18 protein-coding genes are annotated in these 18,984 nt (G+C 47.0%); 1 reads left to right on the top strand and 17 read right to left on the bottom strand.

Translation table 11 applies throughout. From position 1 onward, the window contains the following. Nucleotides 1-159 precede the first annotated feature (159 nt). From trxB to NXH67_RS08850, 6 genes are all read right to left on the bottom strand, one after another. Entirely contained in the window at nt 160-1,098 is a 939-nt protein-coding gene (gene trxB, locus NXH67_RS08875) for a thioredoxin-disulfide reductase (RefSeq protein ID WP_272797157.1), read from the bottom strand. A gap of 129 nt (nt 1,099-1,227) precedes the next feature. Next, a complete protein-coding gene (ymfI, locus tag NXH67_RS08870) occupies nt 1,228-1,950 on the bottom strand; it encodes an elongation factor P 5-aminopentanone reductase (protein ID WP_272797156.1) in 723 nt (240 codons plus the stop codon). A gap of 98 nt (nt 1,951-2,048) precedes the next feature. Then, nucleotides 2,049-2,402, bottom strand: coding sequence for a response regulator (locus tag NXH67_RS08865; protein WP_022780021.1), 354 nt, complete (start codon nt 2,400-2,402; stop codon nt 2,049-2,051). A 16-nt stretch (nt 2,403-2,418) separates the two neighbouring features. Further along, on the bottom strand, nt 2,419-3,306 hold the full coding sequence (locus NXH67_RS08860; RefSeq protein ID WP_272797155.1) for a chemotaxis protein CheX: 888 nt from the start codon (nt 3,304-3,306) through the stop codon (nt 2,419-2,421). Between the two features lie 96 nt (nt 3,307-3,402). Continuing rightward, a complete protein-coding gene (locus tag NXH67_RS08855) occupies nt 3,403-4,728 on the bottom strand; it encodes an SseB family protein (protein WP_022780019.1) in 1,326 nt (441 codons plus the stop codon). A gap of 60 nt (nt 4,729-4,788) precedes the next feature. Next, the gene (locus NXH67_RS08850; RefSeq protein ID WP_272797154.1) at nt 4,789-6,081 is read right to left on the bottom strand and encodes a M18 family aminopeptidase; all 1,293 of its coding nucleotides are present in this window, start codon (nt 6,079-6,081) and stop codon (nt 4,789-4,791) included. Nucleotides 6,082-6,262: 181 nt separating this feature from the next. Between NXH67_RS08850 and NXH67_RS08845 the strand changes: the two genes are divergently transcribed. Continuing rightward, nucleotides 6,263-7,405 (top strand): glycoside hydrolase family 88/105 protein, encoded by a 1,143-nt coding sequence (locus NXH67_RS08845; protein WP_022780017.1) that lies wholly within the window; start codon nt 6,263-6,265, stop codon nt 7,403-7,405. 72 nt (nt 7,406-7,477) lie between these two features. Here NXH67_RS08845 and NXH67_RS08840 read toward each other — a convergent pair whose 3' ends face one another. From NXH67_RS08840 to NXH67_RS08790, 11 genes are all read right to left on the bottom strand, one after another. Then, the gene (locus tag NXH67_RS08840; protein WP_022780016.1) at nt 7,478-7,756 is read right to left on the bottom strand and encodes a barstar family protein; all 279 of its coding nucleotides are present in this window, start codon (nt 7,754-7,756) and stop codon (nt 7,478-7,480) included. A gap of 50 nt (nt 7,757-7,806) precedes the next feature. Beyond that, nucleotides 7,807-8,484, bottom strand: coding sequence for a ribonuclease domain-containing protein (locus NXH67_RS08835; RefSeq protein ID WP_272797153.1), 678 nt, complete (start codon nt 8,482-8,484; stop codon nt 7,807-7,809). A gap of 44 nt (nt 8,485-8,528) precedes the next feature. Then, the gene (locus NXH67_RS08830; protein WP_272797152.1) at nt 8,529-9,506 is read right to left on the bottom strand and encodes a pectinesterase family protein; all 978 of its coding nucleotides are present in this window, start codon (nt 9,504-9,506) and stop codon (nt 8,529-8,531) included. 469 nt (nt 9,507-9,975) lie between these two features. Next, nucleotides 9,976-11,550, bottom strand: coding sequence for a glycoside hydrolase family 28 protein (locus NXH67_RS08825; RefSeq protein ID WP_022777605.1), 1,575 nt, complete (start codon nt 11,548-11,550; stop codon nt 9,976-9,978). Between the two features lie 123 nt (nt 11,551-11,673). Then, nucleotides 11,674-12,438, bottom strand: coding sequence for an alpha/beta hydrolase (locus NXH67_RS08820; protein ID WP_272797151.1), 765 nt, complete (start codon nt 12,436-12,438; stop codon nt 11,674-11,676). 71 nt (nt 12,439-12,509) lie between these two features. Next, nucleotides 12,510-12,995 carry a hypothetical protein gene (locus NXH67_RS08815; RefSeq protein WP_272797150.1) on the bottom strand — a complete coding sequence of 162 codons (486 nt, stop codon included), beginning with the start codon at nt 12,993-12,995 and terminating at the stop codon, nt 12,510-12,512. 180 nt (nt 12,996-13,175) lie between these two features. After that, the gene (locus tag NXH67_RS08810; protein ID WP_022777602.1) at nt 13,176-15,113 is read right to left on the bottom strand and encodes a thiamine pyrophosphate-binding protein; all 1,938 of its coding nucleotides are present in this window, start codon (nt 15,111-15,113) and stop codon (nt 13,176-13,178) included. 51 nt (nt 15,114-15,164) lie between these two features. After that, nucleotides 15,165-15,944: a glucose-1-phosphate cytidylyltransferase gene (gene rfbF, locus NXH67_RS08805; RefSeq protein ID WP_022777601.1), complete on the bottom strand. Its 780-nt coding sequence runs from the start codon at nt 15,942-15,944 to the stop codon at nt 15,165-15,167. Nucleotides 15,945-16,075: 131 nt separating this feature from the next. Next, entirely contained in the window at nt 16,076-17,158 is a 1,083-nt protein-coding gene (locus tag NXH67_RS08800; protein ID WP_272797149.1) for a galactitol-1-phosphate 5-dehydrogenase, read from the bottom strand. Between the two features lie 510 nt (nt 17,159-17,668). Next, nucleotides 17,669-18,322, bottom strand: coding sequence for a helix-turn-helix domain-containing protein (locus tag NXH67_RS08795; protein WP_272797148.1), 654 nt, complete (start codon nt 18,320-18,322; stop codon nt 17,669-17,671). Beyond that, entirely contained in the window at nt 18,303-18,968 is a 666-nt protein-coding gene (locus NXH67_RS08790; RefSeq protein ID WP_272797147.1) for a DUF3990 domain-containing protein, read from the bottom strand. The genes NXH67_RS08795 and NXH67_RS08790 overlap by 20 nt, the downstream gene beginning before the upstream one ends. Nucleotides 18,969-18,984 lie beyond the last annotated feature (16 nt).

Here is an 18,984-nt window from a genome sequence, read left to right as displayed (position 1 = left end):
ATGTTACGGAATTTGTTACATCTTAAAAAAATATAAACTAATTATGTTTTTTTGTCAACCCTAAACTAATTTAAGAAGTGGCGAAATACCGATAAATTCACCACTTCTCAAACCTTTTCGTTACAAAATTCAGTTCATTTATTTTAGACCTTTGTAAATTTATTTCTCCTTGCCGACGAGGAAATCCTGAACGGCGGTCACTGCATTTGCGCCATCTGCGACTGCTGTGACAATTTGTCTTAATCTCTTTTTTCTGGAATCTCCTGCAACAAAAATTCCGGGTGCAGAAGTAATTCCGTCTTCATTCGCAATTACGTATCCATTTTCATCACATTTTACAAGGGCTGCAAAAAGATCTGTGGACGGATGAATTCCGATGGCAACAAATATACCATCTACATTAAGTTCGGATTCGTCGCCTGACTTAACATTCTGAACACTTAAGGTTGTAACCTTGTCCTCACCCTTGATCTCCTTAACAACACTGTCCCAGATAACCTCTATGTTATCTATGCCAAAGAGCTCATCCTGAAGTATCTTGGTAGCTCTTAGCTCATCTCTTCTATGAATAAGGTATACCTTGCTGGAGAATCTGGAAAGGAAGATTGCATCCTCAACAGCCACGTCTCCGCCGCCGTTAACCGCTGTAACCTTGCCCTTGTAAAAAGCGCCGTCGCAGGTTGCGCAGTAGGATACGCCCTTGCCGATGTATTCCTCCTCGCCGGGAATGCCCAGTTTGGAATGATGTGCTCCTGTTGCAAGAAGAACAGTATGTCCTTCATAATCGCCGTTATCTGTCTTGACTTTATAGACAGGTGCCTGAGTATCCGTTGCCTCTCTTACGCACTCAACACCTGATACAGTGGCATCCACAAACTCAGCTCCGAGCTTGTCGGCGTGTTCTCTGAACTTCATTGCAAGGTCAAAGCCGTTAACTCCCGGGATTCCGAGATAGTTGTCGACCTCATAGGTGTCGATTATCTGTCCTCCGCTGACGGGGTTCTTCTCTATGATTATCATATTAAGGCCGGCTCTCTTGGCATATACTGCAGCTGAAAGACCGGCAGGACCTGAACCAATGATTATAAGATCGTACATAAATACCTCCTTGTGAAAAAGTGTTTTAGATTGTACACAATTTAATTATATTCATTATTTGTATTTTGTAAAGTCCTTTTATTAAATGATGATATACGAATTGCTCCATGACTTTGAATCCCTATATCATCAGATCCATCCACCGTCTATGGTGATTATCTGACCTGTCATATAGGAAGGAGCCTCTGCTACTTTGAGCACAAGGTCAGCCACCTCTTTAGGCGCTCCCAGTCTGTCTGCGGGAATCTCTCCCTTAAGGTCCTGAAGGTCTCCCTCTGTCAGGTGTTTCCTGTTCATGTCTGTGTCAATGACTCCACAGGCTATGGCGTTGACGGTGATGCCGCTTGGGGCAAGCTCTTTGGCCAGTGCTTTGGTAAAAGCGTTGACTCCGCCCTTGGAGGCAGAATAAGCCACCTCGCAGGATGCTCCGACACTTCCCCATACTGAGGAAATATTGATAATCCGTCCGGATTTCTTTTTTACCATCATAGGAACTGCAAATTTGGATGTATAGAATAAAGAATTGAGATTGGTATCCATGAGGCGCTGCCACTGCGTTGGAGTCATATCTGTCAAAAGGCCAAGCCATGCGATACCTGCATTATTAACCACTATATCAAGATCATCTATCTCTTCGAACATGCCTGCCACATCGCCATAATCCCCCATGTCACAGGATATGGCGTGACAGGTAACGCCGTATTTATCCTCAAGAGAAGCCTTAAGCTCGCAGAGCATGTCGATGTTCTCCCTGCAGGTCAGATACAGTTCGTCTCCAGCCCCTGCAAAAGCCTCTGCCACAGCGCTTCCTATTCCTCTTGATGCTCCTGTAATCAGTACTTTTCTGTTCATTTACGTCGCCCTCCACTAATCATTATATAAAAAAGCCAACCTCCTGTCATTTGGGAAGTTGGCTTTTGAAGGCATTTTTTGTCGGTACACGGATGGAATCAGCAGTGTTTCAGGGCCTCTATGACGGTCTCCTCAACGAAGGGCTTGGATACGAACTCCGCGGCTCCAAGTTTAACGGCCTCCATCATTTTTTCCTTCTGACCCGCTGCGGTTATCATGACAACCTTGGCATCGGGGCTGTTTCTTTTGATGAGCTTGAGGCAATCTATACCGTCCATAACAGGCATTGTGATATCAAGGGTAACTATGTCGGGTTTAAGCTTAACAAATTCATCAAAGCCCTCCTGACCGTTAACGGCTTCGCCTGCGATGGCATAACCTGCTCTTTCCAATATATCCTTAAGTATTCTTCTGGAAGTTCTTGAATCGTCTACAATAAGTACGTTCTTCATATATTCACCCCGCTCATTAACTAATTCGCATGTTCTCGGAGATTGCGATCATATACTTGACCTCTCCCTGACAGATGTATACCGGCATTACCCAGATCTCGTCGCAGCTGGCCTCGCTGAAGGATACCTTGAACTCAGGGGGCTCCAGCTCTATTTTGCTATCGTTCCAGCTCTGCTCCGTGGCATAGAGACCGTTGATACAGTTGATCAGCTCACAGACAGCGTCCAGGGCATCCTCTCTGGTCTCGATGAACTCCTCCTTGGTGTAGGCAACTGCCATCCTCTGGACATCTTCATATTTACCGGTAATGGCAACTGTGGCTTTCTGATCTCCGTGGAGCTTCTGGAAGCCCATAACCTCTTCCTTGAAGCTTCTTACTTTATAGGCCTTTCCGACATAAACATGGGAATCCACCAATCTGTACATGTTCTTGATGCCCATGGCGAACATCTGGCGGTACAGAGGATTCTCGGTATTTACAAAAATCGGAACTATCTTGGCCACGTCACCGGTCTTGAGGGCAGCCATATCAGACTCCGTAAAGCCATTAGCCTTCTGAAAATTCATCTCCGCCTCATAAATCTGTTCAAGAGGCAGATAATTTGTATCCACAAGGGCCTGCACAAAAGCAAGATAGCCGTTGCCCTGCAGCTCCAAAAGGCGTCCAACCTGAGTTTCGGTAAGATACCCCTTCTCGATGGCAATGTCACCGAAACGTTTGTCCATAGTTGCCTGAAGAGCATTGACCTGCTCTGCCTGTGCTATGGTCATGAGCTTCTCGGAAACGGCGATAACACCCAATTTGGCCCTGTTGGCCTCCTGCAATTGATAAACCTGGGAAAGTTGTAATTTATTGATCAGATTCTGCTCCAGCAGATATCTACCGATTATTCTGTCAAACATACTTGTTTACTCCAAGAAAAAGGAAAACGGATATTGGTCTACATCTTATATTGTAGACTAATATCCGTTAACAAACAAGTTATATATTGTATTATATTATTCTTTTGGCTCCTCGAATTCTTCTTCGTTTCTCTTCTCGTTGAGCCTTGTCATTGCCTGGTCGAGAGCTTTTTTGACCATTGCTTCCTCGGACTGGTTGGCTGCGGAAACAGGTCTTCCTGCGCCCTTTTTCTTGTTCATGACATCTGCCTGGTGGCCTGCCATCTCAAGGAGCATCATCTTGTCCTTGGGAATGATGATCTGCTGGCCATGAGGATTGATGCGGATTCCGTCCTTGTCAGCAACGAACTTGAGTATATCCTGATAGGTGAATACTGCTGCGTTCCATACTTCGTCCTGAGGCTTCTTGGAGAATTCGATCATATCTGTGAAGATAGGCAGATACTGCTTGTCATCAGGTGTCTTCATAACAAGAAATCTTATCTTGGTGTCCTTGTTGAACTTCATCTTGCCATCTTCAAGGACCTCAACGGGGCCCTCATGCTGCATAGGTACGATGAACTGAGAACTCCTGACAAGTGAGAGCATTCTCATTTCCTTGGCCTTAAGAACCTCAGCTCTCTTCTCATAATTAACGGGCCATCTGAGCTCTCCGAGGAAATCCAGCATTGCAAAGCTAAGTCCGGGATTAACCGGTGCGTTGTCCTTACTTGCCTCTGCGTTCCAGTCGCCGGGTGCAGCAACGATCTCATTTCTCTTGAATCTTGCTCTGTATGCTCCGTTATCCACAAAGAGGTTCTCTATACCGATGTAATACAGATAGTCAAAGAAGCCTCTCTTCTGTCCTGTGGGATCGTTCTCATTCTCGACCTTGATCTCTCTTACAAGGAGCTTTCTGAACTGCTTGGAGAAAAGCTGTGCTCCTCTCTCTGCAAGCTCTTTTTCAAAATAGACATTACCAAAGCCGTGGTCGATGAAAGGATAGCCTGTAGCGCCATCGTAGAGAACGTACAGAATCTTGGAATCACGGACTCTATTAAGGAGCTCGTTATATACCTTTCTGTGGTTCTTCTCAAACTCAGGAAGAGGTGATGCCTTGTGATAAACCTCCTGAGCGGTCAGAAGGAATAGCAGTTCCTGGTTGGACAGAGTCTTAAGTGACTCAGGTGACAGGTCCTCTTCATAGATCATGGGACCGATCTCGTCCTTCTTCTCATCACTTACGGTGTCTTCAAAGGAAGCACCTTCAACGTCCTTAACATTGACGGGATTGAGCCTTGGGGCTGTGGGCCAGGTAAGATCCTCATGTGCCTTGATAAGCTCCTCACGTTCTTTCTCTTTTTTTTCAAGTGCGGCTTTCTCAGCGGCAGCCTCTGCCTCTGCAGCCTTGTTTTTACCCCCGAATAAATCAAAAATACCCATTTACATTTGTTCCTCTTTCTATAAAACTGATGTCATTATATATGAAACCCTTCAGGTTTTTCAACTCTCAAAGAAAGTTTGTGAAACCCTTGCAAGATACTCAGGGTCCTTGCTTCCCGCGCTCTCGTAGGGTGAGTGCATAGCAAGCTGTGCAAGGCCTATATCCACTGTGCTGACGGCAACCTGCTGGGTGGAAATGTTGCCCAGAGTTGAGCCGCCGGCCATATCTGATCTGTTGGTGAAGGTCTGGTAAGGGACTCCCGCCTTGTTGCAAAGAGCCTTGAATCTGGCTGCGGATACGGCGTCTGTTGTATATTTCTGGTTGGCGTGGAACTTGATAACAATTCCCTTATTAATAACGGGACGGTTCACGGGATCAGCCTTCTCTGCGTGATTGGGATGAACAGCGTGGGCGTTGTCGGCGGAGATCATGAAGCTGTCTGCAACTGCCATGTGGTACTCCTCCAAGGTGCGGCCAAGGCTGTAGTTAATCCTGGTGAGGGTGTCCTTAAGGAAGGTTGATGCTGCGCCCTGCTTGGTGGTGCTGCCGACTTCTTCGTTGTCGAATACGCAGTGAACGCTGCAATAATCGGTAGGCTCAGCGGCAAGGAAGCCCTCGAAGGTGGTGTATACACACTCCTGATCGTCAAGTCTTGCGCTTCCGATGAACTCCTCGTTTGCGCCCCAGACTGTGGGTTTAACTCTGTTGCACAGGAACAGGTCATGACCAAGGATGTCTTCTATTTTGACACCGGCTGCCTTAGCTACTATTTCAAAGAGCTTGTCCTTGGAGGAGGCATCTCCTATGATCGGAAGCATATCCACCTGGGCGTTGTACTTGTAGCCATCGTTGGCTTCTCTGTTCATGTGGATCGCAAGCGCGGGGATCATGAGAAGATCTCTGTCCACGTAGACGAGCTTGGTCTTGATGCCGGCTTTTTTGTCAGCTACGATCACTCTGCCTGCAACGGAGAGAGGTCTGTCAAACCACTGAGCGCAGAGCATGCCGCCGTATTTTTCTACGTTTAATTTAACATAGGCGCCGTCCGCGGCAATCTCCGGGTTCTCCTTGATCTTGAAGGAGGGGGAGTCGCTGTGGCTGGCGATCATGTTAAAGCCCCTAAAGTCCTTCTTAGGAATCTTGAAGGAAATGATCGAAGAGTCGTTTCTTGTCACAAAGAACTTGCCGGGAGTAAGCTTCCAGTTCTCGCTCTCCTTAAGTTCCTTGAAGCCTTCCTTTGTAAGTTTTTTCTTAAGATTATCGATGACATGGAAGCAGCTGGGGCTCTCATCGATGAAATCCAGCATTCTCCTTGTTACATCGTCATAAATGTTCTGTGTTTTTTTAGCCATAAATATTTCCTCTTTTTAGACTTATCTGTTTTTCTCCCGCAATTCTACATCATTATAAGGACTTTGTCATCTTAATAAAAAAAGGTTTGTAATACTGCGGTGTTATGTTATAATGTAAGCGCTTACACGTATAAAGCACAATAGCTACGGGGAAAAATAGTTTTATAGAAACGGGGTAATTATGACAAGAGAAGAAACCTACAAAATGCTCAGCGAGTACGTTGATTATCTGCTGGCAAACTCTGACGCAGAGCATCCTATGTGGAACATTGAACATGTACTTGGAGGTAAGCCCAACAAGTGGAATTACATAGACGGATGCATGATCACCAGCATACTGTCACTGTATGATATGACAGGGGACAAAAAGTATCTTGATTTTGCCGACAGTTTTGTAGGCTGGTTCGTTCAGGAGGACGGTTCCATCAAGACTTACAGCACTGCTGAGTACAATCTTGATAACATCAATCCATCCAAGAACCTTTTTAAATTATATGAATACACAGGCAAGGAGAAGTACCGCAAGGCCATGGATACCGTAAGGGCGCAGCTTGAGACCATGCCCCGCACCAAGGCCGGTAACTTCTGGCACAAGAACATCTATCCCTACCAGGTATGGCTTGATGGAATGTATATGGCGCAGCCTTTCTATATGGAATATGAAAAGAGATTCAACAAGATGCAGGGCTGCCTTGATTCCTTCAGACAGTTCAAGAATGTTGAGGCTCTTATGAAGGATGCCAAGACAGGACTCTACTACCACGGCTACGATGAGAGCCGTAAGATGTACTGGGCTGACAAGGAGACGGGCTGCAGCCCCAACTTCTGGTTAAGAGCTCTTGGCTGGTTCACAGTGGCTCTCGTTGATACAGCTGAGGCCATGGACGAGTCAATGTACTACGAGCTTCGCTATCTGCAGACAATGCTGAAGAACCTGGCTGATGCACTTATTCCTTTCCAGGATGAGAGCGGAATGTTCTATCAGGTTGTGGACAAGACAGATGATGAGAGAAACTACCTTGAGACCTCAGGAACAGCGCTTATCGCCTATGGACTTTTGAAGGGTGTGCGTCTTGGATATCTTCCCAAGAGATTTGAAGAGGTTGCTATGAAGGCCTTCGACGGAATCACAGAGAAGTACCTGTCCCGCAACGAAGACGGTTCACCTAAGCTTGGCGGAATCTGCCTGGTGGCAGGTCTTGGCGGACCTCAGCACAGAGATGGCTCACTGGAGTATTATTTCTCAGAGCCTGTAGTTGAGAATGAAGCCAAAGGTGTTGCACCGCTGATCCTCGCCTATACTGAAATGTTGAGAAGACAATAAAGTAATTTTGAGCGGTTTCCCGGTTGGGGACTGCAGCATTCGAAATCACTGTAAAAATACGCTTCTACCTTGTTATGGGTAGAAGCGTATTTTTAATTGGTCGGTTTCTTCACAGGATTCTTCAGCCAATCTCGTTAAGGCGTTATAGTATTTGCCGAGGAGTCGGGCTGCGATTGTGGTGTTATAGAAGATTATATTCCAACCTTCAGCTGATTCTGTCAGGATGTCGTGTAAGGCATCAAGGTTTCTGCCGTAGTAGTCGGGAAGAGGAAGCTCTTTTGCAAGGAGATCCTGAAGCTCGTCCTTGGTGGTTACTTCGCTCATATCGATATAAAATACTTTTTCCTGCATGATGATCCTCCTGTATCATAGGCGTTATCTGATTATCAAACAGCAATTGTCTACGGTTCATATAGAAGTTCAAAGCTCTCATAGTGGTCATCGGTGTAGTAGATGTAGCCGTCATCGGAATAGATGATTCGTTTGGCGCCGCGACTGCTTTTTCCGAGGGTGTCGATGTCACATTCGTGGTATTCCTTGTCCTCGGGAAGGAGACCCTCGTAGTTGCCGAAGTAGTCACCGCCGATGGCTTTGCCGGGTGCATAGTCCTCTACGCTTCCGCCGGTCCAGCCTAGCTTCTTGGCTTCCTTCTTGGTTATGAAGTTGGAAGGGAGCGTGCCGTAGGTGTGAAGGTATAGGGCAACTTCGTCTTTGCTGCTGTAGGTTCCGTCTTCGGGAAGTGCGGTGTTAGTGGTCGTTTCCGAAGTTATCGTTTCGATGGTTGCAGCCTCGGTAGTCGCTGTCTCGGTAGTCGCAGCCTCAGTAGTCGATGGCTCGGCGGCCGACGGTTCCGATATATCCTCCGAGGCTATGTCGCCTTGGGATAGTTGGGGCTCCCCCTCATCATCGATTAGGTTCACCGCGCTCTCAAAGGAAACAAGTTCCGATGCCCCATCCGCGGTAGTCTGTATCCTTCCGCTCTGCGCATTCCTTCCGCAGCCTATAGCCATAAGGATCAGCGCCATTATCAGCGCAAAAACACTGCCTCCGGCCAGTTTTCTTCTAACTTTTCTCATCATTACGTAATCCTTTATTATGTTGAAGTGACAGGCACTTTAGTTAATTAAAGTGACAGGCACTTTGTTATGATAAAGTCTGCTTTTGAGCCTAGTTCCCGGGCTGTGGATTCGTCAATTTCTTTGACCCAGGGGTTCTTATGGGATAAGTCTATGATATCACCGTTTGCGGTGACACTGCCATATTCTCCAAAGAATGTATCAGGCTGGTCTTTGCTGATGGCACCCCAGCCGGAGAAACGCTCAGGTGCTATAGCCTTATCCATTGTGCAGCTTAAGAATACTGCCTTGGCTTCATCTCTCCAGGGGCGGCCCAGGAATACGGAATTATCGCTGCAGCCGGCAGCGCCGTGGATGCGGCAGTTTCTGAATATCATTCCGATGTTGCCGGAAAGGCCACAGGGAGCAGTGATGTAACCGTTAATCTCTTCATTCCTGTTGTTGCAGGTAATATCGCAGTCGTCAAAAACAGCATCTGCTCCGCCGAAGATAAAATCCACATCTCCGGTGATACGGCAGTTCTTGTAGTACTGCTTGGTAAGAACACGCTCTGTCATAACTCTCGGTCCCATGAAGCCGTTCTTCTGCCTCTCGGTCATAGGAAGCGGTGCCATGAACAGTGTGTCCTGACAGCCTTCCAGATCTACGTTCTCAAAAATACACTCCCTCGCATCCGCATATACTGCCAGCGCCTGTCCTGCTGTCCGACCATCTCCTGCAGTATTTCTAATGGTCATATCCTTAACAACACATCGCTCTCCGCCCAAAAATGCGGTATAAGATCTGAAAGTCCCTCTTTTGGAACCATCCGCCATCTCATCAAAGGCTCCATCGCCATACTCCAAAACAGTCTTCCCCGGCCCTTCTCCAATAAAACTAATATTCTTTTTCTCAGAGAAAATTTTCTCCCTATAAGTCCCTTCCCCAATACGGATTACAGCCTCCTCTCCATAGGGAACAGCCTGAATCGCCTCAGTTATAGTAGAAAAGTCTCCATTTACAGGAGCAACATATATTTCTAACATTTTTGTACCTCATTATTACGTATAATAATTCAATTTAGAAAAATAAGACGTAGTCCAATTTTTGCATTACGTCTTATTTGTCATGCTTTTATATCTGACGTAGTCCTATAAGATTTGTTTACGTCTATTTTGTAAGAAGCCCCGATATTACGTAGCTATAAACAATAGCTTCATCTATTAAAAGGTCAAACTACGTCTCACAATAAAAAAACAGTATCGAGACGTAACCGATAACTCTGAATATCTGTAACCACTACGTCTAATATGCAGAATCAGTATTATAGACGTAAAGCAAAAATAGGACTACGTCTTTCCATTTAGAAAGCGCAATTCAGACGTAATGTACAGTCGTTTTACCACAAATATATGAATGTTTACATGAATTTTTACACAAGTCAGTACCTGATCTGATATAAAGGCAACTAAATGGCAGAGCCGTCACCCAAGATTACCACCCGGAGCCGTCCACTTATCTATACTGCAATTCTGTGAGCTCTGCCTTTGACACATTAATGAGTTCCGGAGCGGTGTCTACGCTGCCAACGATAGTCATGTTGTTGACTACGAGGTTATCAACGTTCTTGGCGTAGATGCTGCGGCCGCTCATCTCATCGAAGTTGTCCATCATGACGGGTCTTACGGGGGTGCGCTCCGCCTCGGGAAGGAACTCGACTTCAACGTTCTCGAAGGTGAGCTTGCCGATAGGTCTCTCGGGGAGTCCTACTGCGCAGAGAACGCAGGCACTGACGCCCTTGCACTTCATGTTTCTGCCGGTGATGGAACCAATAATGGGAGTCATCTCATCAACCGGTGCGGGAGCCTGGTTCTGAACATAGTCGCTGTGACCGTCGGGGTCGCAGAAGTAGAACATGTTCACAGTAAAAGGCATGAACACTCCCGTCATATCAATATTCTCAAAGAGGATGTCGTCAAGGATTGATCTCTCTCCTCTTCCGCGTCTTGTCTTGATTCTAAGACCTCTGTCCGTGCCGTCAAAAATGCACTGCGAAACCCTGACATTTCTAACACCGCCTGCTGCCTCGGAGCCAACAGTCACACTGCCGTGGCCTCTTTCGAACTTGCAGTTTCTGATAAGAATGTTGTCTGTCTCCTTGTGGTGCTCAAGAGCCATGTAGTATTTGCCGCTCTTAATTGCCATGCAGTCATCGCCAACGGAAATAACGGTTCCGAGAACCAGGACATTGCTGCAGCTCTCAGGATCAAGGCCGTCGGTGTTAGGTGAATCCGAAGGATTGTGAATATACAGATTAAGGAAGGACAGATCGTCGCTGTAATAAGGATGAACCGTCCAGCAGGGTGAATTCTGAATTCTTACGTTCTGAACATTAACATTTTTGCATCTGCAAAGATAGAGATCATTGGGTCTCCAGGCACCTCTTTTAACCTTGGCGTTAACCCACCAGTCGCTGTTACCCGCATTGCCGTCAATGGTTCCGGGACCGATGATGTCCAGGTTCTCAGCATCAATTGCAGTCACAAGGGACGCATAGCTGGTAAGAGGGTTACCCTCCCAGCTGGAGAGGTTATACTCGCTCTTTTCATCTGTGGAAAGAGTCATGCCGGGAAGCATGGGATAATGATTTCTGTCGGTATCGCCAAGAAGCACTGCGCCTTCATCCAGCCAGAAAGTCATATCACTCTTAAGAAAAACAGGTGTTGAGTAATATACTCCCTTGGGCAGATATACTGTGCCGTCCTTGGGGCAGGAGCAGATAGCCGCCTGAATAGCTGCGGTGTCGCAGGTAACTCCGTCGCCTTTTGCGCCAAATGCAGTAACATCAAGAAGCACTGACTCATATTTGGTAGTGAAGGTATGAACCGTCTCTTCACCGTTCATAACTACCTTGATCTCATACTCAGTATCAGGTAAAAGACCTGCTACAGTTACCACATTTCTATCTGATTCCAGCTTCTTATCATTATTTATGTAAACTTCAAAGTTCTGATCCTGGCAAAAAATCTTGTCGGAATCAAGTTCAATAGTTACGCTCCTGTTAAATACTTTTACTACTTTAAAATCCATAAAAACCTCCAAAAACTACGATAACAAAAAAGCTATCATGTAAACGAAATAATCACTTACATGATAGCATATTTTCACGTCCAAACCTTTGAAAATACTGAATAAAAGTCTGCATTTTCAGCTTCAGCCGATCCAATGGGAAATGACGTCTGCGGTCTCTGTGATCTGCTGCTCATTGGTAATGCCGGGCTCTCCGTCTCCATCCTGAATGCCGTAGCTTCCAAAGTAGGAATGGATACCACCCTCGATAACATGCTCCTCTGAGTCCTCGGGCCAGAACGTCTTGCTCTCCTCGTAGTTCTCACGACTGATCACTCCGTCCTTTTCTCCGAAGATTGACAAAAGACGAATATCTGACTCCGAGAAGTCAGTGGCTGTATAGGAGCCACACAGAATGAGTCCTCTGTAAGAGTCATCCTCCCCAAGGTGAACTGATGCCGCAACACCGCCAAGGGAATGTCCTGCCAGGTACCAGTCAAGGTTCTCTACAGTTGCTGCCTCTTCATCCCAGCCTGCTGTCAGCTTGTCCACAGCGTCAATTCTAAGAAACGCCAGATTCTCAGGCATTCTGGGCAAAAGGCACAGATACCCACGGTCCGCCAGCTCGTACATCAAAGGGCTGTAGGCCGTGTACTCAACCTTTCCTCCGGGGTAAAAAACAATAACTGCCTTGATCTCATCCTCTGTTGGGATAAAAACAGTTCCGTTGTCATTGGAATAGGAATGAACAGTGCTGTAGCTTCCTGCGAAATCCTCGATTGTCTCCTCGTTGGCCCTGTAATAATTACCCGTATAAATTTTAAAACAAACGGCGGCTACTGCAAGGATAATGAACAGCCCAAGCAGCACCCACCGCAAAACCTTCCATATCTTACTAAAAATCTTCAAAACTAAAAACTCCAATATCTATAAAAATAACGAAGGCAATTTTACATCATAATGTCCCAAAATGGAATACCCTATTTTAACAAAGCTGCATCAATGATCCTGACAAGCTCCAGAGCACTGATAAAATCACTCTTTTCATTGGTCTCGGTATTGATCACATGGCCCTGCCAGGTAGCATGCTGCCTGTAGACCACCTGTATTATGAAGGTTCCGAGTTTCCCTCTTTTGCCCTGAATGTTTCTGGTTCCGCTCTGTTTCTGGATTTTGTCGATGACAAGCTCATCAGAAGAGTTGTAATTAGCAAAAGGGAAACCCTTGTCCCTGTGATCCTCAGTCATATCGTGGCCAAACCCGCGCCTCTCCAGGCTCCTCTGGGGAAAATCCCAGGTGTCAAAAAGATCGTCGGCCGCCACAAGAAACTCATATATCCCCGAAAAGGGCACCGGATCGTCCGAATACTGGTGCCACATCTGCCCCTGATAGTCAGCGTTCTCATTGTCGTCGATGCATACGCAGATAAGGTTCCTGGCAAAAAGCATCTGTTTAGCTTCGCTCATGGTAAATCCCCCGGCAATTAGTTGTCTTTTCAAAAACTCTTCAAAATCATATATCATATTATACCGCGTGCTCCCCTACTATTGCATTAAAAAAGAATTTTTTCTGGACATATGGAGAGCGACCGCCTGAAAGCAGCCGCCGCAGGGAATTTCATTCACCTATGGTGATTTTCATTGATTTTAAATGTACATATTTTCTGCGAGTTCCTCTCGGGGAAGGAATGGCGCAAGGTCCTCAAGGGGTGGGCTGGTGAGGGTTCCGTCGGGTTCCCGGCGGGCGCTGCTCTTGGGTGCCCAGACCTGGGTGGTATCGGTGAAGACTTCTACGAACAGCGGAGTGGTGGTCCTAAGGGCCTCGTCCAGCTTGCCGTCAAGGTCGTCACCGGTATGGATCGCAATGTAGGGATAGCCGAAGGCATCGGCTATCTTGCGGAAGGTCGGAAATGCCAGGTCCTCACTCTCGGGGCCGATTCCCACCTTGGAATACTCGCTGAACAGATTGTTCTGAGTGAGCCTGATGGAATGATATCCATCATTATTTATAAGGAAGATCTTAACCGGGAGCTTGTTGGTGATAATGGTCTGAAGCTCCTGAAGATTCATCATTATGCTGCCATCCCCTTCAAGGCAGATGGTCTCTTTAAGGCCTGAAGCTATGCACAGTCCAATGGCTGCCGGCAGACCGTATCCCATGCTGGCAACTGCGTTGTTGATGATAAAACGGCTCCCTTCCTTGACTTTCCAGCTCTGATGCCCCGCCACGCAGCAGGCTCCGTTACTTACCGCACAGAGTTCTCCGGCGGGAAGTCTCTCGGACAATTCTCTGATAAAGCCGTAAACGTTAACGGGTTCCTTGCCGGTATGGCGCTGGGAATCCGAGACAACAGGATATTTTTCTTTCCACTTAACGCACTGTGCTCTCCAGTCATCGCCCTTGAAGATGTAGGAAGCACAATTTTCTGTGCCACCTTCTGACAGCTCATCACTGCAGAGAATTTCCAGCTTCTCCAGAAAATCTTTTGCGTCGGCACAGATTTTTTTATCCACATGAAGAGTATGTTTATCCATCTCAGCGGGGTCTATGTCCACCATTATGACCTTGGCGGCTCTTGCCCAGCTGCTCCAGTTGTAGCCCACCTGTCTGATGGAAAGGCGGCTTCCGATAACGAGCAATAAGTCTGAATTCTGAATCGCAAAATTCCCGGCGCGGTCACCCATATTGCCGCCGCGGCCGCAGTAGAGCGGATGCTCATCCTCTATCAGGTCGATGGAATTCCAATAGGTGCAGACGGGAACTCCAAGCATATCGACAACTTTCCTGAATACGTCAAAGGCATCTGAGATGCGGACTCCGCCGCCTGCGTAGATCACAGGGCGTTTGGCCTTCTTGATCTCTTCAAAGACCTCCAGGGCTGCAGTGCCCAAATTCTGTGACACTTCATTGTCCTTAACTATACCATTGCCGGCACTACAAGATACGCATCCGTCCGTCCCTTCAGCTTCGAAGCCCCTAAGGCTCTCCGGATCGATTTCCGCAGCCTGAAAGTTAACGGGAACATCAATCCAGACAGGGCCGGGTCTTCCTGTATTCATCAGGTGCCAGGCCTTCTCCAGGTGATATCTGATATCAGAAGGATCCTCCAACATAACGGCATACTTACAGATGTTGCCGGTCATTTTGGTGATATCATATTCCTGATCTCCAAGGGATCTGAGAGTATGCATGGGGTGACCTACACAGCTATCTCCATAACCTGCAGTCGCTCCCGGTTCAATCCCCTGCAATTTCTCCCAGTATCTCACCGTAGTGTCATACCTGACCTGACCACTTACCACAAACATAGGCAGCGAATCCAGCCATCCACCAAGCACTCCTGTTATGGCGTTGGTGCCTCCCGGGCCTGAAGTCACGTTAAGAACAGCCACTTTTCCCTCATATCTTGAGTAGCTCTCTGCAGCAATGGCAGCTCCCTGCTCATGATGGAAGTGGGTGCACTTAAGCCCTTCCTTGTGTCCAAAGGAATTATTCAGATACATAGCGCCACCGCCTACTACCATAAAGCAGTCGGTGACGCCCTTTTTTACCAGAAAATCCGCAATATAATCAGAAACTCTCATACTCTTACCATTTAATCCAAGGGGGCTTCCCCCGTTATACTCTACTAATGCTTACCACTTGATCCAGGGTGCTCTGCCGGTGCCAATAAGCTCTGACAGCTCGTCCCTCTCACGTGCCGTATCCATGCACTTCCAGAAGCCGTCGTATTTGTAGGCTGCCATCTGGCCATCTCTTACCAGATTGTGCATAGGCTCTTTTTCAAAAAAGGTCCCATCGCCCTCGATGTAATCAAAGACTCCCGGCTCCAGCACCATGTAACCGCCGTTGATCCTGGCGCCGTCAATGCTGGCCTTCTCCCTGAAGTCCCTGACAACGGAATTGTCTTCTTTATCAATGTCAAAAACGCCGAAGCGCTGGCCCGCAAGGATCGCAGTAACCGTGGCAATCTTGCCGTGGGACTTGTGGAACTTAAGAAGCTCGTTCATGTCAAGGTCGCAGACTCCGTCGCCGTAGGTCATAAAGAAGGGCTCGCCTCCCACGTGCTCTTTAATCCTCTTGATACGTCCACCGGTCATGGTGCTGTAGCCGGTGTCAACAACGGTAACCTTCCAGGGCTCAGCCTTCTGAGAATGGTAGGTTACCCTGCCGCTGTCGGTGAAATCAAAGGTCACGTCGCAGTTATGCAGATAATAATTGGCAAAATACTCCTTGATCACCTCCTGCTTGTAACCCGCGCAGATAATGAACTCGTTAAAGCCGCAGTAGGAGTACTCCTTCATGATATGCCACAGTATGGGTTTGCCGCCGATCTCGATCATGGGCTTGGGGCGAAGATGGCTCTCCTCGCTGATTCTGGTGCCGAAGCCGCCGGCTAAGATTACAACTTTCATCTATAAATATTTCCTTCCATAAATCATATGATGACCTTTGAGGCCTACCAAACATAAGTAAGTAGCATTTCTATGTCATCAGTCAGTACCTAAATTAATACCGTACACAGTGTATCACATTTTCTCCCCATCTACATCCTCACCATGATCTTCACATAGTCCTCGGACTTTCTCTTCATAATATCCAGTCCCGCAGGGATCTCCGCCAGCGTTATTCTGTGAGTAATTAGCTCCGCCGGGGCAAAAGAGTGTGCATCCTCCACGCGCTCACTGTCCTTCCAGGCCACCAGCCTGTCCATCACATACTTCCAGTCATCGTTGCAGACTGTGCCTTCGCTTCCAAGGTATGAGGAATTCCAGGTGCCGGCAAGTTCCAGCTGGTTCCTTAAGATCTTCCAGTAGGTGTCCTTGGTAAGAGCCATGTCGGAAGCGGGATTTCCCACCAGCACTACCTTGCCCATAGGCGCGGTGCACTTCACCGCCTGCTCGTAGTTCTCTTGCCTGCCCACTGCCTCGAAGTAGGCATCAGCGCCTCTGCCACCTGTTTTGTCCATAATAAATGCAGTGGGATCACCGTATCTCACATCGCAGATCTGATCCTCGTCGAAGCCCATGCCGATGAGCTTACTCTTCTGAACATCCTTGTTGACCACAAACAAGAGCTTCCGGTAGCCCGCATCATATATGAACATTGACAGTAGCAGCCCTATGGTGCCAAGGCCGCAGATCACGATCGTATCTCTTTTGTCCAAAAAAATCCGTCTCATGGCATGAACCGCAACAGACATAGGCTCTAACATCGCCGCCTCTTCGTCTGTTATCTCATCCGGAAGCTCCACAAGATTCCATATCGGAACACTGACATACTCAGCAAACCCGCCGTCTCTGCGGGATCCAAGATAGTTATAATTCTTGCACATCTCGAAGCGTCTGCTCTCGCACTCAGGACACCTTCCGCAGGGAATCAGCGGAAAAACGCCAACTCTCCTGCCCTCAAGATCAGGCCTGTCCCGGCAGCTCACCACCATGCCAGCAAACTCATGTCCCGGAATAAGGGGCATGTTGTGGGCGCCAGTCTTATAAATCCTTGGAACGTCTGAGCCGCAGATACCGGAGGCCGTAACCTTAACAAGCGCCTCGCCGGGTCTTGCCGGGGGCGCTTCCATTTCGACGTATTTGAGGTTGTCGATTCCGTAGAGGATCTGGGCTCTCATGTGCATGTGGCTGCTCCAAACGGATATTATAATGATTATGGTGTTTTTATAATCAAATATTTCTTGTTGTATTTAAGTATATTTTACCATTAACCAATCTAAATTATTTATGAATTTTTGTACATATCATCCACTGTTATCAACACAAGATTTGTTTTCCCCATGATGTTATTTACAAGTGTCACATCAGTAAATTCCTGAATAAGAAGATTTTTCGTCTCATCAAACAGATATCCGTCCGTATTAAAAAATAATCGTTTGATATTATCATCAAGACTCTTTTTCGGATCAAACAAAGACAGATATTGAGCAACTCCGCCTGTTACCCCATAACAGATTGCCTTATCTTTTTCCGCCCAATATCGTGAATATTCAAAAGTCTTGCATATTCTCTGAAGGGAATAAAAGTGGTATGTATCGCTATGGCCCTGTCATAGAGCTCATCGTCCATAGACAACATAAAGCCAAGGGAATCCGTGCCCGCAATATCTTCAGCATCTACAGCATTCGTTACCTATCGTTACCACTGCCGATTAGTTCCTCCACATTGCATCCCAAGGCTTTACTTATCTTGAGCACTGTAATGGCCTGAGCCTTACTGATATCCCGCTGTCCTTGTTCAAATAACTGTATCTGCCTTAGCGGAACATCTGCCTTTTCCGCCAGAGCCTTCTGGGACAGCCCTGCATATCTGCGAAGGCGCTTCAGCCTGCTCTCTTCCAGGCTCTTCATGCATTTTTCTTCAAGAATCTCGACGAATAAGGATATATCTGCCTCATGAAGTGTGTCATACATTCCGTATATTTGTTTGATAGGCACCTTTTCCTCAATGCTCCTAAAGCTTCTGCCGCAGGACCACTGATAATATGCAAGAGCCCAGCCAATCCAGTATTCCCTGGATTTATCGATATACATGACATCTTCCGCATCAATACGCCTGTCAGAGCAGGTATGGATGACTTCCCTTGCCACTTCACAGCCGTTTTTGCCCGCTACATAAGTAGGATTTCCAATCTCAAACTGGCGGCTCATACCGCTTATAATAAACATCTCGTGAAAAGAGCAAAGGTCCATGCCCAGAGTATTCACAGCATAATCATACATATCCCCCATAACCCTCTGAGCCAGAGGAAGATACATCTCATCATATGCGCAGCTTCCCAAGGTCAACACCTCCTCTCATGATATCCAGAATGTATATCTCATCCAGTATGCTTGTTGATGGCCGAAGTTCCTGATATTCCCGGCGTGCGTTTTTATCCCTTGTGCTCATCTGCGGGAAATAAACTGTCGCCTCCGCTGATTCATAGCTGACAAAAGAAAGCTGCTCAAAGGCCTTTTTACTCTTTAGCACAATCTGGTCATTAAGGCATCCCAGCTTCATTGCCTGAGAGAGCTTTTGCAGCGAAATGGTTCCCATTATGAAATCCTGCACAAATGAAAAATAGGAAACATCTGCCCGATAACCTCTGATCACATCAAATCCGGATATATCCACCAGATAGTTTGTCTGTAAAAAGTTCTTGGCCTCCTCGGCAATGCTCTTTTTCTGCCAATAGCCTCTGTATCTGGTCAAAAGAGCAAGCCAGTTCAAAATATTATAATCCTCATTAAGATTACAAATAGAAAGCCCCTTGGTATCCAGTTCGTAGCAGTTCGAAAAGCCATCGGAAGCCTTCTTGCATGCCCATTCCTTGGATAATTCCTTATCCTCAGTGCAGTAAAAGCCTCTTCCATAGTCATTGCCTGGATTGCCGCCACCAAAGACCGGATTATAGATGATGTTTTCCGAGCCGTGATAGATTATCATGATTCCTCCAATAAAG

It is taken from the genome of Butyrivibrio sp. DSM 10294 (assembly GCF_028539135.1).
Taxonomy (GTDB): Bacteria; Bacillota; Clostridia; order Lachnospirales; family Lachnospiraceae; genus Butyrivibrio.
This window is presented reverse-complemented; position numbering and strand designations above follow the sequence as displayed.